The sequence below is a fragment of the Bradyrhizobium sp. SZCCHNS3016 genome (genome assembly GCF_032484535.1).
GTDB lineage: Bacteria > Pseudomonadota > Alphaproteobacteria > Rhizobiales > Xanthobacteraceae > Bradyrhizobium.
In genome coordinates, this window is sequence record NZ_JAUETE010000013.1 from 211,408 (window position 1) to 236,793 (window position 25,386).

18 protein-coding genes and 1 tRNA gene are annotated in these 25,386 nt (G+C 66.1%); 9 read left to right on the forward strand and 10 right to left on the reverse strand.

Going from position 1 to position 25,386, the window contains the following annotated elements; all coding sequences use genetic code 11:
- Positions 1-10: 10 nt before the first annotated feature.
- Together mfd and QW881_RS24135 are read right to left on the reverse strand one after the other, a co-directional pair.
- Complete coding sequence (mfd, locus tag QW881_RS24130; RefSeq protein WP_315757435.1) at positions 11-3,526, reverse strand: transcription-repair coupling factor; 3,516 nt, start codon at positions 3,524-3,526, stop codon at positions 11-13.
- Positions 3,526-3,813, reverse strand: coding sequence for a succinate dehydrogenase assembly factor 2 (locus QW881_RS24135; RefSeq protein ID WP_315757546.1), 288 nt, complete (start codon positions 3,811-3,813; stop codon positions 3,526-3,528). Before QW881_RS24135 ends, mfd begins: the two co-directional genes overlap by 1 nt.
- A 196-nt stretch (positions 3,814-4,009) precedes the next feature.
- On the opposite strand from QW881_RS24135, the gene recG reads away from it, so the two are divergent.
- The gene (recG, locus tag QW881_RS24140; protein WP_315757434.1) at positions 4,010-6,112 is read left to right on the forward strand and encodes an ATP-dependent DNA helicase RecG; all 2,103 of its coding nucleotides are present in this window, start codon (positions 4,010-4,012) and stop codon (positions 6,110-6,112) included.
- A gap of 126 nt (positions 6,113-6,238) precedes the next feature.
- Here the strand turns inward: recG and QW881_RS24145 are convergent, their stop codons facing one another.
- Both QW881_RS24145 and QW881_RS24150 read right to left on the reverse strand, forming a co-directional pair.
- Positions 6,239-7,102, reverse strand: a complete 864-nt coding sequence (locus QW881_RS24145; protein ID WP_315757433.1) for an NAD(P)-dependent oxidoreductase — start codon at positions 7,100-7,102, stop codon at positions 6,239-6,241.
- 164 nt (positions 7,103-7,266) lie between these two features.
- Positions 7,267-9,159: an autotransporter domain-containing protein gene (locus QW881_RS24150; protein WP_315757432.1), complete on the reverse strand. Its 1,893-nt coding sequence runs from the start codon at positions 9,157-9,159 to the stop codon at positions 7,267-7,269.
- 281 nt (positions 9,160-9,440) lie between these two features.
- Here QW881_RS24150 and QW881_RS24155 point away from each other — a divergent pair, with 281 nt between their 5' ends.
- A complete protein-coding gene (locus QW881_RS24155; RefSeq protein WP_315757431.1) occupies positions 9,441-9,815 on the forward strand; it encodes a VOC family protein in 375 nt (124 codons plus the stop codon).
- Between the two features lie 45 nt (positions 9,816-9,860).
- Here QW881_RS24155 and QW881_RS24160 read toward each other — a convergent pair whose 3' ends face one another.
- From QW881_RS24160 to glmS, 3 genes are all read right to left on the reverse strand, one after another.
- Positions 9,861-10,658, reverse strand: coding sequence for a DUF502 domain-containing protein (locus QW881_RS24160; protein WP_315737899.1), 798 nt, complete (start codon positions 10,656-10,658; stop codon positions 9,861-9,863).
- A 189-nt stretch (positions 10,659-10,847) separates the two neighbouring features.
- Positions 10,848-11,462 carry a LysE family translocator gene (locus QW881_RS24165; protein WP_315757430.1) on the reverse strand — a complete coding sequence of 205 codons (615 nt, stop codon included), beginning with the start codon at positions 11,460-11,462 and terminating at the stop codon, positions 10,848-10,850.
- A gap of 52 nt (positions 11,463-11,514) precedes the next feature.
- Positions 11,515-13,341, reverse strand: coding sequence for a glutamine--fructose-6-phosphate transaminase (isomerizing) (glmS, locus tag QW881_RS24170; RefSeq protein ID WP_315757429.1), 1,827 nt, complete (start codon positions 13,339-13,341; stop codon positions 11,515-11,517).
- Positions 13,342-13,570: 229 nt separating this feature from the next.
- Here glmS and QW881_RS24175 point away from each other — a divergent pair, with 229 nt between their 5' ends.
- The gene (locus tag QW881_RS24175) at positions 13,571-13,798 is read left to right on the forward strand and encodes a hypothetical protein (RefSeq protein ID WP_316158822.1); all 228 of its coding nucleotides are present in this window, start codon (positions 13,571-13,573) and stop codon (positions 13,796-13,798) included.
- A 20-nt stretch (positions 13,799-13,818) separates the two neighbouring features.
- Here the strand turns inward: QW881_RS24175 and QW881_RS24180 are convergent, their stop codons facing one another.
- On the reverse strand, positions 13,819-14,010 hold the full coding sequence (locus tag QW881_RS24180) for a hypothetical protein (protein WP_315757427.1): 192 nt from the start codon (positions 14,008-14,010) through the stop codon (positions 13,819-13,821).
- A 22-nt stretch (positions 14,011-14,032) separates the two neighbouring features.
- Positions 14,033-15,379 carry a bifunctional UDP-N-acetylglucosamine diphosphorylase/glucosamine-1-phosphate N-acetyltransferase GlmU gene (glmU, locus tag QW881_RS24185; protein WP_315757426.1) on the reverse strand — a complete coding sequence of 449 codons (1,347 nt, stop codon included), beginning with the start codon at positions 15,377-15,379 and terminating at the stop codon, positions 14,033-14,035.
- A 135-nt stretch (positions 15,380-15,514) separates the two neighbouring features.
- Here glmU and QW881_RS24190 point away from each other — a divergent pair, with 135 nt between their 5' ends.
- Both QW881_RS24190 and QW881_RS24195 read left to right on the forward strand, forming a co-directional pair.
- The gene (locus QW881_RS24190) at positions 15,515-16,852 is read left to right on the forward strand and encodes a hypothetical protein (RefSeq protein WP_315757425.1); all 1,338 of its coding nucleotides are present in this window, start codon (positions 15,515-15,517) and stop codon (positions 16,850-16,852) included.
- A 108-nt stretch (positions 16,853-16,960) separates the two neighbouring features.
- Positions 16,961-17,341, forward strand: coding sequence for a hypothetical protein (locus tag QW881_RS24195; protein WP_315757424.1), 381 nt, complete (start codon positions 16,961-16,963; stop codon positions 17,339-17,341).
- Here QW881_RS24195 and QW881_RS24200 read toward each other — a convergent pair.
- The gene (locus QW881_RS24200; RefSeq protein ID WP_315757544.1) at positions 17,301-18,881 is read right to left on the reverse strand and encodes a beta-(1-6) glucans synthase; all 1,581 of its coding nucleotides are present in this window, start codon (positions 18,879-18,881) and stop codon (positions 17,301-17,303) included. The two genes, QW881_RS24195 and QW881_RS24200, sit on opposite strands and share 41 nt — an antisense overlap.
- Before the next feature lie 381 nt (positions 18,882-19,262).
- Between QW881_RS24200 and QW881_RS24205 the strand changes: the two genes are divergently transcribed.
- From QW881_RS24205 to QW881_RS24220, 4 genes are all read left to right on the forward strand, one after another.
- Positions 19,263-19,856, forward strand: coding sequence for a beta-1-3, beta-1-6-glucan biosynthesis protein (locus tag QW881_RS24205; RefSeq protein WP_315757423.1), 594 nt, complete (start codon positions 19,263-19,265; stop codon positions 19,854-19,856).
- 337 nt (positions 19,857-20,193) lie between these two features.
- On the forward strand, positions 20,194-22,899 hold the full coding sequence (locus QW881_RS24210; RefSeq protein ID WP_315757422.1) for a glycosyltransferase: 2,706 nt from the start codon (positions 20,194-20,196) through the stop codon (positions 22,897-22,899).
- Between the two features lie 432 nt (positions 22,900-23,331).
- Positions 23,332-23,407: transfer RNA gene (locus QW881_RS24215), tRNA-Lys, on the forward strand.
- A gap of 464 nt (positions 23,408-23,871) precedes the next feature.
- Positions 23,872-24,999: a TylF/MycF/NovP-related O-methyltransferase gene (locus tag QW881_RS24220; RefSeq protein WP_315757421.1), complete on the forward strand. Its 1,128-nt coding sequence runs from the start codon at positions 23,872-23,874 to the stop codon at positions 24,997-24,999.
- The last annotated feature ends 387 nt before the right edge of the window (positions 25,000-25,386 follow it).

Here is a 25,386-nt window from a genome sequence, read left to right on the forward strand (position 1 = left end):
GCTCCCCGCGCTACGCCGCCTTCTTCTTCTCCGCGAGGTCGGCGAGTTCCTTCAGGATATCGGTGGTGCCGGCGAGCCGCTCCTCGGGCGTCTCCCAGACCTGCAGGAACACGACCTTCATGTCGGGGCGCACCTTGGCGGCTTGGCCGTGGCGCTTGATGAAGGCGACGAGACGGTCGGGATAGGCGAAGCTGTTGTCGCGGAAGGCGATGACCGCGCCCTTCGGGCCGGCATCGACCTTCTCGACATTGGCCCTGCGGCAGTAGTTCTTGATCGCGGCGACCTTGAACAGATAGCGCGTCTCGTCCGGCAGCTTGCCGAAGCGGTCGCGCAGCTCGGCCGCGAAGTTGTCGATCTCGTCGTCGGTCTCGAGATCGGCGAGCCGGCGGTACAGCGACAGTCGCACCGAGAGGTCGGAGACGTAGTCCTCGGGGATCAGCACGGGCATGCCGATGGTGATCTGGGGCGACCAGCGGTCGACGGTCGGCTCGGTGATCCCAGCCTTGAGGTTCTCGATCGCCTCCTCCAGCATCGACTGATAGAGCTCGAAGCCGACCTCCCTGATGTGGCCGGACTGCTCGTCGCCGAGGAGGTTCCCAGCGCCTCGGATGTCGAGGTCGTGGCTGGCGAGCTGGAAGCCGGCCCCCAGCGTCTCCAGCGACTGCAGCACGCCCAGGCGCTTTTCGGCTAGTGGGCTGATCTTGTGCGTCGACGGCAGGGTGAACAGCGCATAAGCGCGCAGCTTGGAGCGGCCGACGCGGCCGCGCAGCTGATAGAGCTGGGCAAGGCCGAACATGTCGGCACGGTGCACGATCAGCGTGTTGGCGCGGGGAATGTCGAGGCCGGATTCGACGATCGTGGTCGACAGCAGGATGTCGAACTTGCCGTCGTAGAACGCCCCGATGATGTCCTCAATCACGGTCGGCGCCATCTGGCCGTGCGCGACGGCGACCTTCATCTCCGGCACGGTCTTGTCGAGGAACTCCTTGACCTCGGCGAGATCGTCGATGCGCGGCACGACGTAGAACGCCTGGCCGCCGCGGTAGCGCTCGCGCAGCAGCGCCTCGCGGATCATCACGGGGTCATGCGGCGCGACGAAGGTGCGAACGGCGAGACGATCGACTGGCGGCGAGGCGATGATCGACAGCTCGCGCACGCCGGTGAGTGCGAGCTGCAAGGTGCGCGGGATCGGCGTCGCCGACAGGGTCAGCACATGCACCTCGGCGCGCAGCTGCTTGAGCCGCTCCTTGTGGCTGACGCCGAAATGCTGCTCCTCGTCGACGATGACGAGGCCGAGATCGCGGAACTTGATCGCCTTGCCGAGCAGCGCATGGGTGCCGACGACGATGTCGACCGAGCCGTCGGCGAGGCCCTTCTTGACCTGATTGAGCTCCTTGGTGCTGACCAGCCGCGACGCCTGTGCGACGTTGACCGGAAAGCCCTTGAAGCGCTCAGCGAAAGTCTTTGCATGCTGGCGCGCGAGCAGCGTGGTCGGCACGACGACTGCGACCTGCTTGCCGTCGAGCGCGACGGCAAAGGCGGCGCGTAGCGCCACCTCGGTCTTGCCGAAGCCGACGTCGCCGCAGACCAGCCGGTCCATCGGACGTCCCACTTCGAGATCGGCGAGCGTCGCCTGGATCGCGGCGAGCTGGTCCTCGGTCTCGTCATAGGGGAAGCGGGCGCAGAACTCGTCATAGAGGCCGACCTGCACCGGCAGCTTCGGCGCCTCGTGCAGCATGCGCTCGGCGGCGATCTTGATCAGCTCACCGGCCATCTCGCGGATGCGGTTCTTCAGCTTGGCCTTGCGCGTCTGCCAGCCGGAGCCGCCGAGCTTGTCGAGCTCGACATTGGTCTGGTCGGAGCCGTAGCGCGACAACAGCTCGATGTTCTCGACCGGCAGATACAGCTTGGTCTCGCCGGCATAGCGCAGTTCGAGACAGTCATGCGGCGCGCCGGCGACCTCGAGCGTCTGCAGCCCGACGAAACGGCCGATGCCGTGATCGACATGGACCACAATGTCGCCGATCGCGAGGCTCGTCACCTCCGAGATGAAGTTGTCGAGCTTGCGGCTCGCCCGGCGCGGCCGCACCAGGCGGTCGCCGAGAATGTCCTGCTCGGAGATGACGGCGATCTGGTCGGTCTCGAAGCCGGTCTCCAGGCCCAGCACCGCGAGCATGGTCTCGTTGCGCGGCGTCGCCTGCACCACGCGCCAGGTGTTGACGCTGGTGACATGGATCAGCTTGTGGTCCTTCAGCATGCTGGCCATGCGGTCGCGCGAGCCTTCGCTCCACAGCGCGATCACGACCTTCTTGCGCACCGATTGTAATGCCTGCACGTGGGCGACAACTGCCTCGAACACGTTGACGGCGGCGTCGTTGCGCTCGGGCGCGAAGTTGCGGCCCTGCCGCGCGCCGATGTCGACGACGTTGGCGCTCTCCGGCACCGCGAACGGCGTCACGCGCGCCAGCGGCACCGCGGCGAGCCGCTCAGCCCACTCCGACGACGTCAGATACAGGCGGTCGACCGTCAGCGGCTTGTAGATCGCCCCGCCGCCGGGATGCTCCATCGCCTCGCGGCGCGCGTCGTAATAGTCGATGATCTGCTTGAAGCGCTCGCGCGCGGCGTCCTCGCCCTGCGGCTCGATCACGATGGGTGTGTTCGGCAGATAGTCGAACAAGGTCTCCATCTTGTCATGGAACAGCGGCAGCCAGTGCTCCATGCCGGGATAGCGGCGGCCTTCGCTGACGGCCTCGTACAGCGCGTCATCGCGCTCGGGCGCGCCGAACTCGGCGACATAGCCCATGCGGAAGCGGCGGATGGTGTCGGTGACGAGCTGGAATTCAGAGACGGGCACGAGATCCAGCGAACGCATGTCGAGCAAGGTGCGCTGCGTCTCGGCGTCGAAGGTGCGGATCGACTCCAGGCTGTCGCCGAAGAAGTCGAAGCGCACCGGCTGGTCGAGGCCGGCGGGAAACAGGTCGAGAATGCCGCCGCGCACCGCATATTCGCCGCTCTCGCGCACGGTCGACGAGCGGTGATAGCCGTTATGCTCGAGCCAGGCGACGACGGAGTCCATCGGCACGACATGGCCGGGCGCGACCGACAGCGCCTGCCCGGCCATGGTGTCGCGCGCCGGCACGCGCTGCACGATGGCGTTGACGGTGGTCAGCACGATCAGCGGCTTGTCGCTGCCGGCGAGGCGCGACAACCGCGCCAGCGTCGTGACGCGCTGGGCGAGAATACCGCCATGCGGCGAGACGCGATCGTAAGGCTGGCAGTCCCAGGCCGGGAACTGCATCACCGGCAGATCCGGCGCGAAGAAGTCGAGCGCCCGCGCCAGCTGCTGCATCCGATTGCCGTCGCGACAGACCACGGCGAGGCTGACCGCCGGCGGCTTCGGCTTGGCGGCGATCGCCCGCGCGAGGTCCGAGACGACCAGGCCTTCGGCGCCCTCGGCGACATTGGCGAGCGTAAGCGCGCGCCCCGGCGCGAGATGCTCGGCTGGCGACTTGACCGGACTCTTCATCAATCGGCGCCCACCGCGCGGAACGCCTTGATGCGCTCGAACAATGCCGGGGTCTGCTCCGGCGGCAGCGGCCGGGCGCCTGTCACCGCGGCGTAGAAATCCGGGTCCGGAACTTCCAGAAGCTGTTCGAGCTCGGCCAGCTCGCTCTCGGAGAGGCTCCCGATCTCGGCATCGGCGAAGCGGCCGAGGATCAGGTCCATCTCACGGGTGCCGCGATGCCAGCAGCGGAACAGGAGCCGCTTGCGACGGTCGTCTAGGCCTTGGCTCGATCGGGTCGTTCCGGTCATCGCGATATTCCTGCAGGACAACGCCAAAAGCCCGGACAGTGCCGGGCGCGGTTCGATATAGCGGCACGCAGCGCTCCTGTCAGCCCTCCCAGGCTGCAGAACCGGCATGCCCGGCACCTGAAACCTGAGAAAAAGACGTGGATGTCTTGGCATTCGCGGCTATTCCGGCTCTCAAACCGCTTTAAGTGTTCGGTCCATGCGCCCAAGCGTTCTCAATCCCCTGTTCGCGCCGGTCACCACCCTCTCCGGGGTCGGGCCGAAGCAGGACAAGCTGCTGCGCTACCTGCTCGGCTGCAGCGAGACGCCGCGGCTGGTCGACCTGCTGCTGCATCTGCCGGCCAGCGTGATCGACCGCCGCAACCGGCCGAAGGTGCGCGACGTCGCGGTCGGAACCGTGGTGACGCTGGAAGTCACGGTCGATCGCCACCGCCCCTCGCGCAACGCCCGCGCACCGTACCTCGTTTACGCCAGCGACGAGACCGGCGACGTCGTGCTGACCTTCTTCCGTCCCAAGGGCGACTACATCGAGAAGGTGCTGCCGGTTGGCGCCAAGCGCTACGTCTCCGGCACCGTGCAAATGTATGACGGCGTGCCGCAGATCGTGCACCCCGACCGCATCCTGGATGAAGCGGGGTTTGCAAAACTCTCCGGCATCGATCCAGTCTATCCGCTGACGGAAGGCCTCGCACTCGGATCGTTGCGGCGCGCGATCGCCGCGGCGCTGACCAAGCTGCCCGAGCTGCCGGAATGGATCAGTCCGGAGGTGCTCAGCCGCTGCGGCTTCCCGCCCTTGAAGGAGGCGCTGACGCGGGTCCATGTGCCGCAGGAGCTGACGGACATCCTGCCGGAAAACCGGTTCTGGTCGCGGCTCGCGTTCGACGAATTGCTGGCCGGCCAATTGGCGCTGGCGCTGGTGCGGGCGCAACTGCGCCGTCCTGCGGGCAACCGTCATGCCGGCGACGGTCGTCTGCGCCGCAAGATCATCGATGCCCTGCCTTACGCGCTGACGAACTCGCAAGCCCGGGCGATCGAAGCGATCGCCGCCGATCTCGAAAAGCCGGTGCGGATGCTGCGGCTGCTGCAGGGCGATGTCGGTTCCGGCAAGACGGTGGTGGCGCTGCTGGCGGCAGCCGCCGTTGCCGAGGCTGGCAAGCAGGCGGCCCTGATGGCCCCGACCGAGATTCTGGCGCGCCAGCATGCCAAGACCATCACGCCGCTCGCCGAGCGCGCCGGGATGAAGGTGGCCATTCTCACGGGGCGCGAGAAAGGCAAGGAGCGTCGCGACATTCTTGCGCGTCTGGAGGCCGGCGAAATCGACCTGCTGGTCGGCACCCACGCGCTGATCCAGGACGACGTGGTCTTCAAGTCGCTCGCGCTCGCCATCGTCGACGAGCAGCATCGCTTCGGTGTGCGCGAGCGGCTGGCGCTGACCTCGAAGGGCGAGGCCGTCGACGTGCTGGTGCTGTCGGCGACGCCGATCCCGCGCACCCTCGTGCTGACCTATTTCGGCGACATGGACATCTCCGAGCTGCGCGAGAAGCCGGCCGGCCGGCAGCCGATCGACACCCGCGCGGTCGCCGACACCAGGCTCGGCGAGGTCATCGATGCCGTCGGCCGCGCGCTCGATGCCGGCAAGCTGGTGTACTGGATCTGCCCGCTGGTCGAGGAATCCGAGGCCGAGGGCGTCGATCATCTCACCAATGCGACGGATCGCTTCGAGAGCCTGCGCGAGCGCTTCGGCGACAAGGTCGGCCTCGTCCACGGCAAGATGAAGGGCAGCGAGAAGGACGACGTCATGGGGCGGTTCGCGGCGCATGAGCTGCGCCTGCTGGTTGCGACCACCGTGGTCGAGGTCGGCGTCGACGTGCCGGCCGCCAGCATCATGGTGATCGAGAACGCCGAGCGCTTCGGCCTGGCGCAGTTGCACCAGCTGCGCGGCAGGATCGGCCGCGGCTCGGAGGCCTCGACCTGCATCCTGCTCTATCACGAGCCGCTGGGGCAGATGTCGAAGGCGCGGCTCGCCGTGATCCGCGAGACCACCGACGGTTTTCGGATCGCCGAGGAGGACCTCAAGCTGCGCGGCGAAGGCGACGTGCTCGGCATCCGCCAGAGTGGCCTGCCCGGCTATCGCATCGCCCGTCCCGAGGTGCATGCGCAACTAATTACGCAGGCTCGCGACGAGGCGCTGCGCATCCTCAAGGAGGATCCCAAGTTGAAGGGCCCGCGCAGCGACGCGCTGCGCTGCCTGCTCTATCTCTACGAACGCGACGAGGCGATCCCGCTGCTGACGGCGGGCTGACATGTTGTAGGGTGGGCAAAGCGACGCCAAAGGCGGCGCGTGCCCACCATGTCGATGGTCGTAAAGAACAACGGTGGGCACGTCACACCGCGCGTTGCGTGGTGCGCCTTTGCCCACCCTACGAGTCTATGACGCCGGCTTATTCACCTTGCAGCTCTCGGCGAACGCCACCAGCTGCGCTGCATCGGTGCCCTCGCCCTGCACGTCCGTCGCGATGTGCTCGAACAGACGGGCGAAGCCTTCGTAGATCAGCGCGGCCGGATGATCTTCCCCCAAGAATCCGGCGATCTCGCGCATCTCGGCGACCCAGCGATAGGCCTTCGGCAGCATGTCCGGCAAGGCATTGGCGAGCCGCGCCTGCACATGAGGAAGACTGAGCGCGAGCTCGTCGCGCAGCGCGTCGGCGGCGCCGGCGCGGGTGGCGGCCAGCACCATCGCGGCGCCGAGCCCCGTCAGGCCCTTGTTGATGCCCGCATAGGACATCTTCAGCGCCGAAGCCGCGCCGATCGGCCCTTCGATCCGGCGCAGATCGAGCCCGAGTTGGCCCAGCACGACGACATCAACGGCCGCCTCGCCGCTCACATACAACGCCGGTCCCTTCGTGCCCGGCTTCGGCGGCGGACCGATGATGGCGGCATCGACCAGGCGCGCGCCCGAGGACAGCACGATGTCCTCGATGGTCCGGATGGTGTCGACGTTGACGGCGTTGCAGTCGACGATGATGGGCTTCTTCGAACTCCGGTTGATGACCGTCGCGAGTTGCTCCGCCAGCGCCACAGCCTCGCCCGGCGGCACGATCGACAGGATGATGTCGGCATTGGCGATCTCGGCGTCGCTGGCGCCGATCATGCCGGATGCGGCCGCCCTCGCCCGCGTCGCCGCGCTGCGCTCCTCGAGCGACGTCAGAACCTTGCAGCCGTGCTCCACGAGACGGGCCGCGATGGCGCTGCCCATGGCGCCGGGCGCGATGACGGCAATGCTGGGAGGCATGATGACGCTCCGATTCCAACGATGGTCTCGAAGACTATGCCCACCCCATGACAAAACTGAAGGCACGAAAACGAAGGGCAGCCCTTCCGGGCTGCCCTCGCCTTGGCCGCAACGTCAGCGCCCCCTCAGAGCCCCCCGAGAACGCTGGCTGCCGCGGCAGACCCTCAGAACGCGATCTTCAAGCCTCCGCTGCCGAAGAAATCGTCTCCCCCCGTGCGTCCGATCGTGCGCGACACATTCACCGTCAGCGCCGCATTGCTCCAGAATGGCGCCACAACGCCGGCGCTCACCCGGCCGTAGACGTTGTGCGAGGTGCCGTTCGGAACCGTCCAGTTGTTGACGATGACGGGCGCCGAGGTCGCGCTGTACTGGATCAGGCGGCCGTTGCCGATGATGTCGTCATCGAGCGTCAGGTTCAGGTACGGATTGATGACGTTGCCCTGCACCTGGAACGGCGTGCGCAGCTGCACGCCGACGCTGCCGATCAGGGTCTCGGCGGTCTGCGAGCCGACCGCGAGCGTGAGCGCAGGATCGCCGGTCTCGGTGAAGCCGTCGACACGGGCGCGGGCATAGGTCAGCCCGCCGATCGGGCCGAGCTTCGCCGTGCCTGCATCGAACAGGTAACCGGCCTTGCCGGCCGCGACGAAGGTGGTGCCGCCGGGATTGGAGGTGATGGTGTCGACCACGCCCGGCCGCGTGTTGCGATAGTCCTGACGGCCGATCGTCGCCAGGCCCTCGGCAAACAGGTTGCTGCTCGCCCAGGCGCCGTAGAGGCCGAACTGATAGGAGTTGGCATCCGTGGTGCCGGCGCTGTTGAACAGCCTCGCCTTCGGATTGGAATAGTCGAAGGCGGTACCGATCATGGAGTTCGCCGACAGCCGGTACTCGACGCCAATTGTGCCGCCGATGCTGTCGAGATTGAAGCCATTCGAGGCGGCGCTGCCCTGGCGGTCGCTGACGCCGCCATTGCCCTGCATGTAGAACGACCATGGGCTGACCGGCGCCAGCGGCGGCGCCTTGGTGTAAGGGGACTTGGCGTAAGGCGCCTTCGTCACGGCGGCAAAGGAATTCATCGTCGACGGCGCGAAGCCGGTGGTCTCGCGGAACTGATCCAGCTTGCCGAACAGCGTCGAGGCAAACCCCATCGCCGTGATCGATGCCACCTCGCCCTGCGGCGCGAAGGTCAGCGGCGCGTTGAGGCGGTTGACGATGTACTGGCCCAGCACCTCGAAGCCGTGCGAGGTCAGGTGCACGCCGTCGACATAGAACAGATACTGGCTCTGCAGCGCCGGATTGCCGATGCACGCCACCGGACAGGCGCCGACATTGGTGAAGCCATAGCGCTGTGGATTGGCCTGGATTAGCGTCCCCACCAGTCCGGTGTCGACATACTCGACACGTACGCCCGAACGCGCGACGCCAGCGAGCGACTGCTGCATCAGGCTGTTATAGGTCGTGCTGTAGGCCTTGCCGGCCGGGGCATTGGCGTTGCCGACGGCCTCCGGCAAGGTGCTGACATCGCCGGCCGTGAACACGATGCTGCGCGCGCCGTCCCCGACCAGCGCGTTGATGCCGGCCATGGCCTGCTGGGCCGTGACGGCCGCGGCCGTCGGCGCTCCAGCGAGCGAGCCGCCGGCGCGGTAATAGGCCCGCGCATCGTTGCCGCCGACCGAGATCTCGACCAGGTCGGTCGACGAGATCCTGCCGGAGAAGCCCGTCAGTCCGCTCCATTCCTGGAAGAAGCCGGGAATGCCGGGCGCCACCACGTTGGTGTTGCCGGCCATGGCGCCGCCGATCGCGTAGTTGAGCTGGGGAATGCCGAGCAGCGCCGAGGTCGTGTCGACGAAATTCGTGCCGCCGCTGAAGCGGCCGGTGGGATAGAGCGGCAGCTTGCCGGCGCCGCCGGTGAAGGTCCAGAGATTGCCCGTGTCGGCGTAGCTGTCGCCAAAAGCCTGAATGCGCGTATAGGTGGTCTGGGCTGCTGCCGGCGCGGTCAGTTGCAGGGACGCCGCGGACAGCGCGACCGCGTACAACAATGTCGTCCTACTCACAGGCATCCTACGCGCCTCCCCAACGCCTTACTTTTGTTTGCCCGATGTTTCCATGGTGACCATTCGAAACACCACCGCCCGCTGGTTGTAGGAACGACGACATCCGTGGCTGTGCTTTCCCCGCATCATCATGCAGTGCAAAGCGCCGCGATGCGCACGTTTGCCCGCTGGGCGGACCGGACCGCCACCGACCATGCTCACGAAGGCTGCTGACAGAATCTGGCAGAGGGCTCGGCTAGTCGTGTGGCTGAAGCGCTGCAGACGGCGCCGCCACCGGAGAAACGACGATGCCCGACTTCAATTTTCTGATCCTCTACGTCGACAACCCGCCGAGGAGCGCGGCCTTCTATGCGGATCTGCTCGGCCGGCCCGTGATCGAACAATCGCCGACGTTCGCCATGCTGCCGCTGCGCGAGGGGGTCATGCTGGGCTTGTGGTCGCGGCACACGGTCGAGCCGACAGCGACGGGCGCAGCAGGCTTCGCCGAGGTCGCGTTCGCGGTCGGCGATGCCGGCGAGGTCCAGAGGCTGCACGACGACTGGAAGGCGCGCGGACTCTCGATCGCGCAAGCGCCGACGCGGATGGATTTCGGAACGACGTTCGTCGCGCTCGATCCGGACGGGCATCGCCTGCGCGTGTTCGTTCCGCAGGATGCGGCCTAGCTCCTCCGCGGGTGGCCGGCCATGCGCATCAATCGGCCTTTCAGCCTAGTCCGCCTTGGCCGGCTCCGGCTCGCGATGCGGCGATGGCTGCGCGGGTGCGTTGGCGAGGCGCGCGGTGTTGGCCATGTTGGCCAGCGCCGCGACTTTTTTCTGCTGGTCGGATCCCGGCTGCACCACGCCGCATGACATGATCAACGTCGCGGCGTCCTCGGCGCTCATGTCGACCTCGATGATCTTGCTCCGCGGCAGATAGAAGAAGAAGCCCGTGGTCGGGTTCGGCGCACACGGCAAGAACACCGAGATCTGCTCGTCGTCACCGGGCAGCCGGCTCGCAATCTCCGTGCTCGGCGGCTGCGAGATCAGGACGATCGACCACATGCCCGGCGACGGAAACTCGACCAGGCCGACACGGCGCAGGCTCGAGCCCTTGCCCGAGAACAGCGTCTCGAACACCTGCTTGAGGCCGCGATAGATCGCCCGCACCGCCGGGATGCGGCCGAGCAGCCGCTCGCCGAGGTCGACCAGGGTGCGGCCGATCAGGTTGGCCGTCAGGAAGCCGAGCAGCGTCAGTCCGATCACGGCCACGATCAGGCCGGAGCCGGGCACGCCGAACGGCAGATAGGTTTCCGGACGATAGACCAGAGGCACGAACGGCCGGACCAGCCCGTCCACCCAGGTCACGAACCACCACGTGATGTAGAGCGTGATGGCGACGGGTCCGGCTACGACGAGGCCGGTCAGGAAATAGTTGCGAAACCGGAACATCAGCCCATGGTGGGGCGTCTCGGCCGGAGCATCGGCCAAGGGATCGGTCTCTGGCGGCAGGTCGTCGCGGGAACTCATGCGAACTTCCGGGTCGGATCAAATCTCAGCTAGGGGTCTTAGCAGATTTTTGAAGGGCAAAGGCCCTCTTTCCGACACATGCGCGCTTTGCCGCTGACCTGTGGCCCGGCAGCCGGACACCCATTTCAGGCGGAAGGTGCTTCAGGTCCGTTGCGGCGAGTTGCGACGCGGACGGCCGAACGCGGCGCCCTAGGCGCTGCGCAGCGGCAGGGCCAGCCCGACCGCCACGAAGATGCCGCCGCAGACCTGGTTGAAGCGCCGCCCAACCCGCGCGAGCCAGGGGCGAACCTGGGCCGCCACGCTGGCGATGGCGTATTCGGTGACGAACTCGGTCACCGTATAGGTGACCGCCACGACGGCGAACTGCACCGCCAGGCTGCGATCGGGATCGATGAACTGTGGCAGCAGCGCGCTGAAGAACAGCAGGCATTTCGGGTTGGTCGCCGCGGTCAGGAAACCCTGGCGGAACAGCGCGTGTCCTCTGACCGTCACGGCTTGGTCGGCCAGATCGACGCCCACCGGCGGCGCGAGCCACAACTTGACCCCGAGCCATGCGAGATAGAGCCCGCCCACCCATTTCAGGACCACGAGCCAAGTGATCGACGACTGCACCAGCGCACCGATGCCGAACATGCACAGCGCGATGACGAGGATGAAGCCGATCAGGCCGCCCGCGATCGTGAACAGCGTCCTGCGGCCGCCATGCAGCGCCCCGTGCGTCAAGGCGAGCAGGCCGTTCGGCCCGGGCGTCAGGGAGATCCCAACGGACGTGACGAAGAACAGCAGCCAGGTGTTGAGGGCCATCCCCATCCCCGTGATCAAGCGAACCGACCGATCCGCCGGGCCGGACGTTTGCCTATTCCACCGTGACCGACTTGGCGAGGTTGCGCGGCTGGTCGACGTCGGTGCCCATCACCACGGCGGTGTGGTAGGCCAGCAACTGCACCGGGATCGCGTAGACGATCGGCGTGAAGGTCGCGGCCATGTCGGGCAGGATGATCGTCACCAGCGAGTCCACGGTCGCCTCCTCGGCCCCCTTGGCGTCGGTCATCAGGATGATCTTGCCGCCGCGCGCGGCGACCTCCTGCATGTTCGACACCGTCTTCTCGAACACGCGATCATGGGGCGCGATGACGACGACCGGCATGGTCTCGTCGATCAGCGCGATCGGCCCATGCTTGAGCTCGCCGGCGGCGTAACCCTCGGCGTGGATGTAGGAGATCTCCTTCAGCTTCAGCGCGCCTTCCAGCGCCAGCGGATAGGAGGTGCCGCGGCCGAGATAGAGCACGTCCTTCGACTTCGCGATCTCGCGGGCGAGCTTCTCGATCTGCGGCTCGGTCGTCAACGCCGCCGCGATCAGGCGAGGCACCTCGACCAGGCCATGCACCAGCTTGGTCTCGTCGGCTTCCGAGAGTTCGCCGCGGCCGCGACCTGCCGCGATCGCGAGCGCCGCGAGCACCATCAACTGGCAGGTGAAGGCCTTGGTCGAGGCAACGCCGATCTCCGGGCCGGCGAGCGTCGGCATCACGATCTCGCTCTCGCGCGCAATCGTCGAGGTCGGCACGTTGACGACGGAGAGCGTGTGCACGCCCTGCGACTTCGCATAGCGCAGCGCCGCCAGGGTGTCGGCAGTCTCACCGGACTGCGAGATGAAGATGGCGAGATCGCCCTGGCGCAGCGGCGCCTCGCGGTAGCGGAACTCCGAGGCGACGTCGAGCTCGACCGGCACCCGCGCGAAGCGCTCGAACCAGTATTTGGCAACGAAGCCGGCGTAGCTCGCGGTGCCGCAGGCGGTGATCGAGATGCGCTGAATGTCCTTGAAGTCGAACGGCAGCCGCGCCGGCAGCACTACGCGCTCGGTGCCCATGTCCACATAGCGCGCCAGCGTATGGCCGACGACCTCCGGCTGCTCGTGGATCTCCTTGGCCATGAAGTGGCGATAGTTGGCCTTGTCGACCAGGAACGACGACGCGCCGGATTTCAACACGTCGCGCTTCACCACCGCGCCCGAGGCGTCGTGGATGATGCCGGAGTCGCGGGTGATCTCGACCCAGTCGCCGTCATCGAGATAGCTGATCGTGTCGGTGAACGGCGCCAGCGCGATCGCATCCGAGCCGAGGAACATTTCACCGTCGCCGTAGCCCATCGCGAGCGGCGAGCCCTTGCGCGCGCCGATCAGGAGGTTGCCATGCCCCTTGAACAGGAAGGCCAGCGCGAACGCGCCCTTCAATTGCGGCAGCGACGCAGCCACGGCCTGCTGCGGCGAATGGCCTTTCAGCAAATAGGAGTTGACCAGATGGACGACGGTCTCGGTGTCCGTTTCCGACGCGAACCTGGCGCCCTGCTTTTCGAGCTCGGCCCGTAGTTCGCGAAAATTCTCGATGATGCCGTTATGTACCACGGCAACGTTGTCAGTCGCATGCGGATGCGCGTTGCTCTCGGTCGGCTTGCCGTGGGTCGCCCAGCGCGTGTGACCGATGCCGGCGTGCCCCTTCAGCGGATGCTGCTCGAGCCGCTTCTGCAGGTTCTTGAGCTTGCCCTCGGCGCGCCGCCGGTCCAAATGATCGCCCTCGAGCGTAGCAACGCCCGCGGAATCGTAGCCGCGATATTCGAGACGTTTCAAGGAATCGACGAGATGCTCGGCAACCGGCCCGCGTCCCAGGATCCCGATGATTCCGCACATCAGCGCTAGTCCCCAAATCGTCGAGAGAGATTCAAAAGCGTGGCATTGTCTTAACGAAAACGGCGCGCTTTCAGGATTCAATAATTATTGCGGATTGCGACAGGGTTAAGTGGGAGCCCTAACCGAGGGCCTGCATGCAACTCCGGTTTGATGCGGAGGTCCGGTTCGGAGCGCACTTAACGCCCGGTCAACGCTTTCGCGCAGAGACTGTCGCGTCGGAGAGGACGCCATGACCTATAGCCGCCGCCCAACTGATCCCAAAGGCACCAGCCCGCTGAGCCTGTCGCATCCGACGTCCGGGAGCCATCTGGCGCACTGGCCGCCGCCGGCCTTGAGCAACGAGCTCAAGCCGATGCCGATCAAACATCGCGCCAACGAGCCCGTCAAGCACGCCACCCGCCGCGGGTGGCGTTTGACACGTGCGATGTTCGCCGAGTTCCAGGACGACGAAGGCTAGGCTTCGCGCCGCGATCCGTATCAGGGCAGCCAAGCCCAACATGCGATCGCCCCGAACAGTGCCCACAGACCGACTCCGGTGAGGAGCATGATTTCTCGCGCCGGAGTGAGGCCGAATGCCGCGTAGAGCATGCGTCCAGAGAACGTTCCCAGCCGCGCGATCGCGCTTAGCACTTCGACCGCCAGATCGATGACGAGCTGACTGAGCTCCAAGCTGCGCTTCCCTATCTAGGGTTTATTTCTTGTGGCGCTGTTTGGCGTTTCGGAAGCGCGCCGCGGCGCCCTCACGCGTCGTCTGCGGGCTCCGCTCGAGCGCCAGCGCATCATCGGGCACGTCGCGCGTGATCACCGAGCCAGAGCCGATATAGGCGCGGGCGCCGATGGTGATCGGCGCCACCAGCGAGGTGTTGGTGCCGATGAAAGCGCCCTCGCCGATATTGGTCTTGTGCTTGTTGAAGCCGTCATAGTTGCAGGTGATGGTGCCGGCACCGATATTGGCATTGGCCCCAACATGGGCGTCGCCGATATAGGACAGGTGATTGACCTTCACGCCCGCCTCCAGCACCGCGGCCTTGGCCTCGACGAAATTGCCGATCTTGGCGCCGTCTCCGAGTGACGTACCGGGCCGCAGCCGCGCGAACGGCCCGAGCAGGCTGTTCCGGCCGAGCTTGGACTGCACGATGTGCGAAAACGAATGCACCACCGCGCCGTCGCCGATCGACACGCCGGGGCCGATCACGACGAACGGCTCGATGGTCACGTCCTTGCCGAACGTGGTATCCGCAGCGAGGTAGACGGTCTCCGGCGCGACCAGCGTCACGCCTGCATCCATCGCCGCGCGGCGCAGCCGGTTCTGCATCACCGCCTCGGCTTCGGCGAGCTGCGCCTTGGTGTTGACGCCGCGCACCTCGTCCTCGGAGGTCTCGATCACGACCGCCTCGAGCCCCTGCTCGCGCGCGATCGCCACCGCATCGACCAGATAGTACTCGCCCTTGCTGTTGGCATTGCCGATCCTGTCGAGGATCGCGAGCGCGCGACGGCCGTCCATCGCCATCACCCCGGCATTGCACAGCGTGATCGCCCGCTCCGCTTCGCTTGCATCGGCCTGCTCGCGGATCGCGACCAGCTTCGATCCGTCGAGCAGAAGGCGTCCATAGCCGGTCGGATCGGCGGCGCGGAAGCCGAGCACGGCGAGCGCTGCGCCTTCCGCGAGCGCTGACCGCAGCCGCGCGAACGTCTCGGCCGTGATCAGCGGCGTGTCGCCGAATGCGACCAGCAGATCGTCTGCGCCGCGCGCGATCGCCTGCCGCGCCGCCAGCACCGCATGCGCCGTCCCCAGCCGCTCGCGCTGAACGAAGATATCCGCGTCGGGCCGCAGGCGCCTGGCTTCCTTCTCGACCGCTTCGTGCCCTGGCCCCACCACCACGGCGATGCTGGCGCCATCGCCTTGCGGCGCCGCCGCCAGGACGTGCGCGAGCAATGATTCGCCGGCGATGGGATGCAGCACCTTGGGGACGCTCGTGCGCATCCGCGTGCCCTCGCCTGCCGCAAGCACGATGGTCAGACTGGATCGAGCGGTCATGAAACACCTGGGATGAAGGGAGCGCATAGGTCGCGCTGTCATAATGCGTTTTCTGCGCGGGGCAAACCGCACCCGCTGAAGCCCCTGGTGGTTTTCCTGTTAATGTTCGCTTCGTGATTCGATTAAGGCAGGTTCATGGCTAAGGACTCCCGCAAATCCGCCGGCACAAATGGAGCTGAGAAGACGGGGGCGACTCTGTCCGGACTGTTTGCCGACGAGAACGAGTTCGATCGCCGCGCGCTGTGGCGGCTCGGCTGGTGGGGGGCTGGCGCCGTCGGCGCCGTCGGCCTGGCCGTTTTCACCAATCAGGCCGCACAGGGATGGCGGCAGGACCGTGTTTCCGCGGCCGATCTGTCGCGCCAGGCACAATTGCTGCAGTCGCTGGCCCGCGAGACGCAAGGCGAGGCGCGCCAGCTCGGCGCGGCCATCGAGACGCTCAACACCGATCGCGACCGGCTGTACGCGCGCGTGACCGTGCTCGAGCAGGGATTGGACTCGGTGACCGGCGCGCTGGCCAAGCAGAGCGCCCAGGCGACCGCCAATCTCGCTCCCGGCGGCAAAGCCGCACCCGCGCCGCAGATCGCGGCCGTTGAGTCCCAGGCCCCGGTGGCGGCCCCGTCGAATTCCGCGGCGTCCAGCCCCTTGCCGGCCTACGCGAACGCGTCGCCGTTCATGCCGATTCCCAACGGGGCCGCCGGAATCAATCCGGCTCAGCCCGGTTCCCCAGCGGCTGCCGCGAGCGCCGACAAGACGAAACAGGAGCAGTCCAGGCCGATGTCGGCCGGGCTGTCGGGTGCTTCGTCATCGTCCGTCTCCGCCGCTCTGTCGCCGACCCCGCCTGCACCCGCCGTCGCGGCGACCGGTTCCCAGCCGCCTGGTGGCGCACCGGACCCGGCCGGCAAGCTCGCAAAGGCCGAGCCCGCAGAGGCCGCCGCCAAGGGCAATGACAGCACGGACGTCGCGGTCACGGCGGTCCAGAAGACCGAATTCGCAGTCGATCTCGGCGCGGCCAGCTCGCTCGGAGGATTGCGGGCGCTGTGGCGGGATCTCGTGAAGACCCATGCCGACCTCGCCTCGCTCAGGCCGATCATCATCCTGAAGGAAGGCCGGAGCGGTCCGGGCATGCAGCTGCGACTCGGCGCCGGCCCATTGGGCGACGCGGCCACGGCGGCGAAGATCTGCGCGGTGCTCGCCGAGAGCCGGCGCGCTTGCGAGACCACCGTCTATGACGGCCAGCGCCTCGCAGTCCGTGAGGAGCCGGAGGGGGCCGAGGCGGCCAAGCCGGGCGCTCCCGCGGCTGCCGCCCAGAAGCCGGTGCAGCGCCGGCGCACGTTTCAGCCGCAGGCCCAGCAGCAGCGCCACGGCAAGCGCGAGGAGCCGCCGCCCACAGCAGCCGCGCCCGCGCCGCCGCCGGCAGAGGCGCCCAAGCCCGAGCAGCCGTCGGCGCTATCGTCGTTCTTCCGCCGCTCCTGAGCCTCAAATCATCATGCGACCAGAGCCGGTTGGGACGGATTGTGAAAGCAGTCCGCGAGCGGCCATTGCGGCTTGTCCGACGATCCTTTCCGCAGCATAGTCCGGCGCATGAAAAAGATTCCGTTCCGCCTCTCGCCCTATCAGGTGCAATGGCTCCTGATCGTCGGCTTCGTCACCGTCGGCTATGCCCTCTATCTGCGCTATCTGGCGATCGAGCTGTCGAGCGTCGCGCTGGCCTGCGACGCCGGCCTGCAGACGCTGGCCTGCAAGAGCCGGGCGGTCGCGACCACGCTGTTCAAGAACTCGGTGTTCGGCGCCACTGCGCTGGTGATCGCGGTGCTGCACGTGATGCGGCCGTCGATCGTGCTGTTGACCGGCGGGCTGATCGCAGCCGGGCTCGGCATGGTGCTCTACAACATCGTGCTGTCGGGGCTGGCGATCGGCCTGCTCATCCTCGGCTTTGCGCGGCCCGCGCCCGCCACAGCGTGAACGCCAGCAGCAGATACATCGCGCAGGTCCACATCGCCTGCCAGTTGTCGCGGCCCTCGTTGTAGATCACGTAGATCGAGGAGATCGCGAGCAGGCCGGCGAAGCTGGCCTCGGCGATCGGGCGCGCGCCCTGCGCCGGACGATTGCCGAGCAGCATCGCGAACGGCACCACCGCCATGGTCAGGCTCGCGAACGGGAAATCGCGGTAGCGCGGGTCGAATACGAAGCCGAGCGCCGTCTCGGCCGCGATCAGCACCGTCACGACCAGGACCAGACCCAGCAGGTAGGTGATCTTCAACTGCTTGCGGCCGTCATTCGGTCCGAGCAGGTCGAGAAAGGTCGGCAACGGCCGCCCGGCCATCGCCGCGTTGGCGCTGAGGATGGGCGCTAGGACGCCGGCAGCGAGCAGCGCCCCCCAATGCAGCCAGCCGCCGACACCGAGGCTCTCATAGAACATCTTGTCCGCGGCCATGCCGAACAGCACGCCCGCTGTCGTCGCGGAGAACCCGACCCCGATCCAGGCCGAAACGTGCGGCGGCCAGGGCCGGCGCCGCACCGTCAGCCACCCGGCCAGGAACACCACGAACGACAGGATCATGCCGCCGCCCATCTGCAGCTTCCACAGCGGATAGTTGCTGACGGGCTCGCCCGGCGGATATTTCAGCGCGCGCTGGTCGTCGCTGATCAGGCCCCAATAGCCGCCGACCGTGCCTTCGAGCTTGCGCTTCCACGGCTGGTCATAGGCCTCGATCAGGTTGACGCGGAAGTTCTCGCGCTTGGCGAGGCTGAGGATCTCCGACACCACCCGCGCCTGGTTGGCGCGCGACGGCAGCGCACCCTCGCGCATCCGCCCCTCGCTCGGCCAGCCGGTCTCGCCGATCAGAATCTCCTTGCCCGGAAAGGCGACGCCGACCTGCTGGCGGATGGCGTCGACATGGGAGGCGGCGAATTTCGCGCGCACCGGCATGTCCTCCCAATACGGAAGGATATGAACCGTGACGAAGTCGACGATGTCGTAGAGCTCGCGATTGCGCAGCCAGAACTCCCAGACGTCGGCATAGGTCACGGGGACCTGGACCTGCGCCTTGACGCTGCGGATGGTCGCAGCGAGATCGGCGGTCGTCATCTCACCGCGCAGCAACACCTCGTTGCCGACCACGGCCGCCGTGATCACCTTCGGATAGCGCTTGATCAGGTCGACCGCGATCGCGATCTGCTGCTGGTTCTTCAGCTTGTTGGAGCCGAGCCAGATGCCCTGGATCACCTTGATGCCGACCCGGGATGCGATTCCCGGCACCTGGTCGAGGCCGTTCTCGATCGAATAGGTGCGCACGCATTCGGAGATCTTGGCGAGCTGCACCAGGTCCTGCTCGATCTGCTCGGCGTCGATATGGGTGGTCGGATCCAGCGGGCTCTGCTGGCCGCGGAACGGCGCATAGGACACGCACTGCAGCTTCGAATCGAGCTCGATCGGCGCGCGCGCGAGCGTGATCGGCTTGGCCAGCCACCACCACGCCGCGGCGATGACACCCAAGGATATGAGCAGAAGCGCCAAGGGCGTAGGAAGGGATTTCAGTTCCGTGTCTCCAGGCAGGGTGGTGTCGATTACCCGGTCGGCGGCGATCTGCCAAGTAGGCGATCGGCCGAGCCCTCCGGCACTCTTGGCGTACCCGCTCCAAATTACCCTTTTACGATGACGCGAGAAAGTTGGTACGTTGCTGGACAAAATCCGAGATTCCGGTCATTGGGAATCCCGGTTGACCCCGGCCGTCGCAACCAGGTTTCTCGGCCCTGCGCAAGCGCCCGTCAGGAACGCTCCGCGACAGTCGGAATCAATCTCCCGCCGCAATCGGGGCCGATTTGATCGGCATCACCACTGCGTCCGTCAGGGGACGGCACGAAGGCAACAATCGGGGAATTTATGGGTCGACGCGTGCTCAAGTCCAAGTTTTCGGTTTCGCGCCTGTCCGCGGCTCTGGGCCTCGTGCTCCTCATCGGCGCGCCCGGCGCGCGCGCCCAGAGCGGCAGCGACCATCCCCAGGACCAAAAGCCGCAGGCGGCCAATCCGGCCGACGTGTCGAGGGACAACCAGCGCAAGGCCGACGAATTCACCGAAGCGTCCCAGGCGCTCAGTGGCGGCCCGGCCGGCAATCCCGAATGCGTCTGGCTCGGCCGCCGCGTCGTCCAGCTGATGTACAACGACGACCTCGATACCGCCTTCCGCCACCTCGATCTCTATGACCGGTTCGGCTGCCCCGGCGGCCACGTTCAGGCCGCCTTCCGCTGCCTGACGCGATTCATCCCGCAGATCGATCCGAAGGTGCCGAACTCGCTGAACAACCACGTCCATACCTGCTGGATCAATCCGGACGCGAAGCCGCAGGTGGCTGCGGCGCCTGCGCCGGGCCCGGCCTCGAGCCCGGCAGCGACGCCGGCCGCGCAGGCGTCTCCAGCGCCGACGCAGCAGCCCGCCCCCCAGGCTTCGCCCTCGCCCGCGCAGCCTCCGGCGAAGTGACCGGCGCCTGAGGCAGGCAGGACGCACGATCCCGGCGACCGCCCCCCATGCGTGGCGTGCGCATGACAGCGCTCCGATCACGTGGCAGGATACGATCGTCGACGCGCGCTTGAGCCTCGCCCCGGTTCAGGCACCGTTCAGCATGATTGGGCTCTGTTGGGATGGCATATGATGTCGCGGCCTTCGGCTGTGACGGCGTGAGAATGACCGCCTTCGTCGTTCATCGTCGAACGTCACGCGTGAACGTGCTCCCGGTAGCATCGCATACCCGAGATGGAACGGCGATCGACCGCTCCGCTTCGCCGCTGACTTGATCCTAGGAATGGTTGCCCCTCCAATGCGTGCCGTCGTCGCCGTCCTGCTCCTCGTCACCGCTGTGCACGCCGCCCTCTGGGGACTGCTGCAGGACAAGCAGGAGGCCCCCAATTTCACCGGCCTGCTGCAGAGCGTTTCCTACGATCCGCATGAAGGAACCGGGGCCCCCGGCGCCAACACCGTGGCCTCACCGGAACGTATCCGCGCCGACATGAAGAAGCTCGCCACGATGACGCGGGCCATCCGGCTTTACTCTTCTACCGGCGGCCTCGAGATCGTGCCGCCGCTGGCCGCGGAGGCCGGACTGAAGGTGATGCTCGGCGCCTGGATCGACAAGGATCCGGACCGCAACGAGCGCGAGATCCAGTCGGCCATCACCCTCGCCCGCCGCAACAGCAACGTCATCGGCATCGTGGTCGGCAACGAGACCATCCTCACGGCGACCCAGAAGGTCGATGAGCTGATCGAGAAGATCAAGCGCGTGAAGAAGTCGGTCAACGTGCCCGTCACCACCGGCGACGTCTGGAACAGCTGGCGCGACAACCCCGAGCTCGCGGCCAATGTCGACTTCATCGCCGCGCACGTGCTGCCCTATTGGGAATTCTTCACCGACGACCAGGCCGTCGATCAGGCGGTGGATCGCTATCAGCTCCTGAAGAAGCAGTTCCCCGGCAAGCGCATCATGATCGCCGAGTTCGGCTGGCCGAGCCAGGGCTACAGCCGCAGCGGCGACAACCGCGGGCCCGCCGTGCCGGGCCCACTCCGGCAGGCGAAGGTGCTGCGCAACTTTCTCGCCCAGGCCGCCTCGATCGGCATGGAATACAACATCGTCGAGGCGATCGATCAGCCCTGGAAATATTTCGAAGGCGGCGTCGGCCCCTACTGGGGCGTCCTCAATGCCGCGCGCGAGGCGAAATTCGCCTGGACCGGCCCGATCGTGAATCCCGACTATTGGCAGCTCGCGGCCATCGCGCTGCTGGTCGGCGTGCTGCTGTCGCTGCCGATCGTGCGGCTGCGCCAACCGACCGTGCTGCAGGCCATGATGCTCGCCATCACGGCACATGGCGTCGGTGCCTGGGTCTCCAACGTCTTCGCCTATTGGAACGTGCATTATTTCGTCTGGGGCTCGACCTTCGCACTGACCCTCGGCCTGATCCTCTTGGTTCCTTTGATCCTCATTGCGATGGCCCGCATCGAGGAGATCGCCGCGATCGCCTTCGGCCGCGAGCCGCGCCGTCTGCTGACCCGCGACAAGGCCGCGCGCGACCGCGCCGCCATGCCGGAGGGCTATTACCCGAAGGTCTCGATCCACGTGCCGGCCTATTTCGAGCCGGTCGACATGATGAAGCAGACGCTGGATGCGCTGGCGCGGCTCGACTACCCGAACTACGAGGTCGTCTGCATCATCAACAACACGCCCGACCCGGCGTTCTGGCAGCCGATCCAGGATCACTGCCGCATGCTCGGCGAGCGCTTCAAGTTCATCAACGCCGAGAAGGTCAAGGGCTTCAAGGCCGGCGCGCTGCGCATCGCGATGGAGCGCACCGCCGTCGACGCCGAGATCATCGGCATCATCGACGCCGACTACGTCGTGACGCCGGACTGGCTCTCCGACCTCGTGCCCGCCTTCGCCGACCCCGCCGTCGGCCTGGTGCAGGCGCCGCAGGAGCATCGCGACGAGGATCTGTCGCTGATGCACTACATCATGAATGGCGAATATGCCGGGTTCTTCGACATCGGCATGGTCCAGCGCAACGAGGAGAACGCGATCATCGTGCACGGCACGATGTGCCTGATCCGGCGCGCCGCGATGGACATGGCCGGCGGCTGGTCGAGCGACACGATCTGCGAGGACACCGATCTCGGCCTCGCGATCCAGGAGCTCGGCTGGCAGACCCACTACACCAACACCCGCTACGGCCAGGGCCTCCTGCCCGACACCTACGAGGCGTTCAAGAAGCAGCGCCATCGCTGGGCCTATGGCGGCTTCCAGATCGTCAAGAAGCACTGGCGCCGCTTCCTGCCCGGCCACAGCCGGCTGACCTCGGACCAGAAGCGCGAGTTCTCGCTCGGCTGGCTCAACTGGCTCGGTGCCGAGAGCCTCGGCGTCGTGGTCGCGATCCTCAACCTGATCTGGACGCCGATCGTGGCCTTCGCCGGCATCGCCATTCCCGACAAGATCCTGACCATCCCGATCCTCGCCGCCTTCGTGGTCTCGCTTGCCCACTTCCTGATCCTCTACCGGCTGCGGGTGGCGGTGAAGCCGTGGCAGATGCTGGGCGCGATGGTCGCGGCGATGAGCGTGCAGTGGACGGTCAGCCGCGCCGTGGCGCAGGGCCTGATCACCGAGCACCTGGCGTTCGCCCGCACGTCCAAGGGCGGCCTGTCGCGGATGTCGATCGAGTTCCAGGCGTTCTGGGAGGCGGTGATCGGCGCCCTGCTCCTGATCGGCGCCACCATCCTGATCGTGACCAACACGCTTGCCATCACCGAGCTCTACATCTTCGCCGCCGTCCTGATCCTGGAGAGCCTGCCGTTCCTCTCAGCGGTCGCCATCGCGCTGCTGGAGATGTCCCGCATCAACTCCTTCGAGTTCTGGCGCCACGCCACCGTCCGCACCGCCGAGCTGATCGGCCTGCGCCCGGTCTGGGTGCCCGAGCTGGCGGGGCCTGGGATGCAACCGGCGCCGCTGAGCGCGGCGGCAACGAAGGCGGCGGATAAGGCGTAGCGCCGAGCGAGGCCTGCGGAAGCCTGCGCCGCGTAGCCCGGATGAGCGGACGCAAGGGCCCGAAGGGCGCAGGCGGCAGCGACATCCGGGGGGTCATCGCGACGGCCCGTGAGACCCCGCATGTCGCCTCCGCGGTCGCTCTCTCGAGCGCCGACGGCGGCTCATGACGGCGGCTCATGGCGGGCTACGGCACCGTCATCGCCGCCCCCGAAACGATCGTCGATCTCCCGTGGTTTCCCCCGCCCGCCCTATTGACCGGAACGGACCCACCCCCTACACAGCGCCCACGACAGCATGCGGCCCAAGGTCGGGTTTTTTTGCCGCCCCGATCTCATGCCGCAGTGAACCACGGCCACGCCTAAAGCGTTCCGATGGGTACCTGCCGACGATCCGGACAGTGACGGCCCTGCCGTCGCACCGCTTCTTGGAAGCGAGCGCGTAGCTCAGCCGGTAGAGCACGTGACTTTTAATCATGGGGTCCCGGGTTCGAGTCCCGGCGCGCTCACCAAGATCTCGAACGATCGAATAGTCAGCCTGGCAGACGCCTCTCCCTTGACCACGTCGGAACATCGGTAAGACGATGCGTGGCCTAGATCGCCCGTAAGCGGCGGCCTGAATGGGTCTCGATCGGAACTCGATTTCATAGTCGATGAGTCGAACGCCCTCGATCCTCACGCGGCGTTAGATCCTCAGTCATTTTCTTGGCTACGATGCTCGTGCGAACCTGGCGGGACGTCTCCATGTTCTCTTCCATCCAGGCGATGTAACGAAGAAGCTGCCCGATCACGCGGTCAGACGCGCCGCGCGTCCGCTCTCGCCCGTCAGCTCGATCATGTCGGCACCTCGCGTCTGTAGGAATTGCAGTCTGCGCGACCAGGGTGCTATGGTCGACAACCAAAGGTATCGCGAATCATTTTTATCAAGTTCCGGTAATGCCTTTTTTGGCAAGGCGTTCGCGCCAGTGGAGCCAGCATGTCTGCAAGCTATGGCGCCGTGATCAACCGGCTGCTCAACGGCGTCGGCTTCCAACTCATTCGCCAATCGACGCTCCATCAGCTGGTCTCGTCGGCCCGCAATGGACATGCAAGCGAGCAGGACAACGAGGCAGGACCGAACGACGCCGTCGAACTCGATCCCGCGCGATTCGGCAACGAAGGTGAGGATCAAGTCCGAACGGATTCGCAAGCCGGCGAACCGACGGAGACGGTATCGGCCAGCTATCTCCAGAACCTGCAGCGCGAGAGTTTGGCGCTTCGTGAGATGTCGACCGAGCTCATCAAGCTCAAGCTGCAACTGGCCGGAGCGAACGACGGCACCAACTCGAGCGAGCCCTCGACTCCGGACGTTGCCAGCCCCCGGCTCTACACACCCGTATACGACTACGCGGGATTGCGAACCGATCCCGCGATCGTGCACAACCATGACTTCATGCGGGATCCCCGCTTCGTCGCCGCCTACGAACGTGGCGCCGCCGCCGAGGGCTATGAGCCTCGCTATTTCTGGCGGACGCATGTTGCGCTCTGGTGCGCCAGCATCGGCGTCAGCCTTGGCGGCGATTTCGTCGAATGCGGCGTATGTCGCGGCATGCTCAGCTCTTCAATCATGCACTATCTCGACTGGAACAACCTCCAACGTCGATTTTTTTTGTTTGATACGTTTACCGGTGTCGACGAGCGCCTCGTCACCGATGAGGAGGTCGCAAGCGGCAACCTCGGCTACTTCAGAGAGATGTACAAGACCGACATCTATGAGGATGCCGTTCGCAACTTCTCCGAATACAAGAACGTCGAAATCATTCGTGGCAGTGTCCCATCGAGCCTGTCGACCGTCGACATCAATGCCGTCGCATATCTGTCGATCGACATGAACAATGTCACGCCCGAGATCGCGGCCATCGACCACTTCTGGAGCAAGCTCCAGCCGGGCGCCCCGGTTCTGCTCGACGATTATGGTTTCGTTCGCTACGAGGTCCAGAAGCGTGCATTCGACGCTTGGGCCTCTCAGCATGGCGTCGCTATTCTCGCGCTTCCCACAGGGCAAGGCCTGATGATCAAGCCACCATCGGCGGCAGGAGTTGTGCATCGGAACGGCGCTGCATAGCTCCATTTTTGTGCACCGCCACCGTGATGCGTTTTTTTGGGATGACGACGGCGTAAGGTTGTCCACATGCCGATTGGCTTGCTCGGCCAATCCAAGGCACAATCGAGCGTTGCAGATTTTTGATTTATTCCCGGGGCGCTTCGATGAATTGGGCAAGAACAGTCGTCGCGATTCCATTGGCTGCCATTTCCTTGTCGGGCTGCATCACGACATCGATGCAGGGATATGCCGACCGACAAATGCCGGCGAAGCCGAATTACGGTGACAGTGCACAATATTAGCCGTCGCTTTCACCCAGCTAATTAGTGCACTGGACTGCACCCCTTAAGTGAGACACGATAATTTCTGTGACAGGCATTTCGAGGATGACCTGTGGCAGCAAGAGGG

What these genes read in the sequence shown, in the direction of transcription:
- mfd (WP_315757435.1), bottom strand. Translation starts at nt 3,526, where the DNA reads ATGAAGAGTCCGGTCAAGTCGCCAGCCGAGCATCTCGCGCCGGGGCGC.
- QW881_RS24135 (WP_315757546.1), bottom strand. Translation starts at nt 3,813, where the DNA reads ATGACCGGAACGACCCGATCGAGCCAAGGCCTAGACGACCGTCGCAAG.
- recG (WP_315757434.1), top strand. Translation starts at nt 4,010, where the DNA reads ATGCGCCCAAGCGTTCTCAATCCCCTGTTCGCGCCGGTCACCACCCTC.
- QW881_RS24145 (WP_315757433.1), bottom strand. Translation starts at nt 7,102, where the DNA reads ATGCCTCCCAGCATTGCCGTCATCGCGCCCGGCGCCATGGGCAGCGCC.
- QW881_RS24150 (WP_315757432.1), bottom strand. Translation starts at nt 9,159, where the DNA reads ATGCCTGTGAGTAGGACGACATTGTTGTACGCGGTCGCGCTGTCCGCG.
- QW881_RS24155 (WP_315757431.1), top strand. Translation starts at nt 9,441, where the DNA reads ATGCCCGACTTCAATTTTCTGATCCTCTACGTCGACAACCCGCCGAGG.
- QW881_RS24160 (WP_315737899.1), bottom strand. Translation starts at nt 10,658, where the DNA reads ATGAGTTCCCGCGACGACCTGCCGCCAGAGACCGATCCCTTGGCCGAT.
- QW881_RS24165 (WP_315757430.1), bottom strand. Translation starts at nt 11,462, where the DNA reads ATGGCCCTCAACACCTGGCTGCTGTTCTTCGTCACGTCCGTTGGGATC.
- glmS (WP_315757429.1), bottom strand. Translation starts at nt 13,341, where the DNA reads ATGTGCGGAATCATCGGGATCCTGGGACGCGGGCCGGTTGCCGAGCAT.
- QW881_RS24175 (WP_316158822.1), top strand. Translation starts at nt 13,571, where the DNA reads ATGACCTATAGCCGCCGCCCAACTGATCCCAAAGGCACCAGCCCGCTG.
- glmU (WP_315757426.1), bottom strand. Translation starts at nt 15,379, where the DNA reads ATGACCGCTCGATCCAGTCTGACCATCGTGCTTGCGGCAGGCGAGGGC.
- QW881_RS24190 (WP_315757425.1), top strand. Translation starts at nt 15,515, where the DNA reads ATGGCTAAGGACTCCCGCAAATCCGCCGGCACAAATGGAGCTGAGAAG.
- QW881_RS24195 (WP_315757424.1), top strand. Translation starts at nt 16,961, where the DNA reads ATGAAAAAGATTCCGTTCCGCCTCTCGCCCTATCAGGTGCAATGGCTC.
- QW881_RS24205 (WP_315757423.1), top strand. Translation starts at nt 19,263, where the DNA reads ATGGGTCGACGCGTGCTCAAGTCCAAGTTTTCGGTTTCGCGCCTGTCC.
- QW881_RS24210 (WP_315757422.1), top strand. Translation starts at nt 20,194, where the DNA reads ATGCGTGCCGTCGTCGCCGTCCTGCTCCTCGTCACCGCTGTGCACGCC.
- QW881_RS24220 (WP_315757421.1), top strand. Translation starts at nt 23,872, where the DNA reads ATGTCTGCAAGCTATGGCGCCGTGATCAACCGGCTGCTCAACGGCGTC.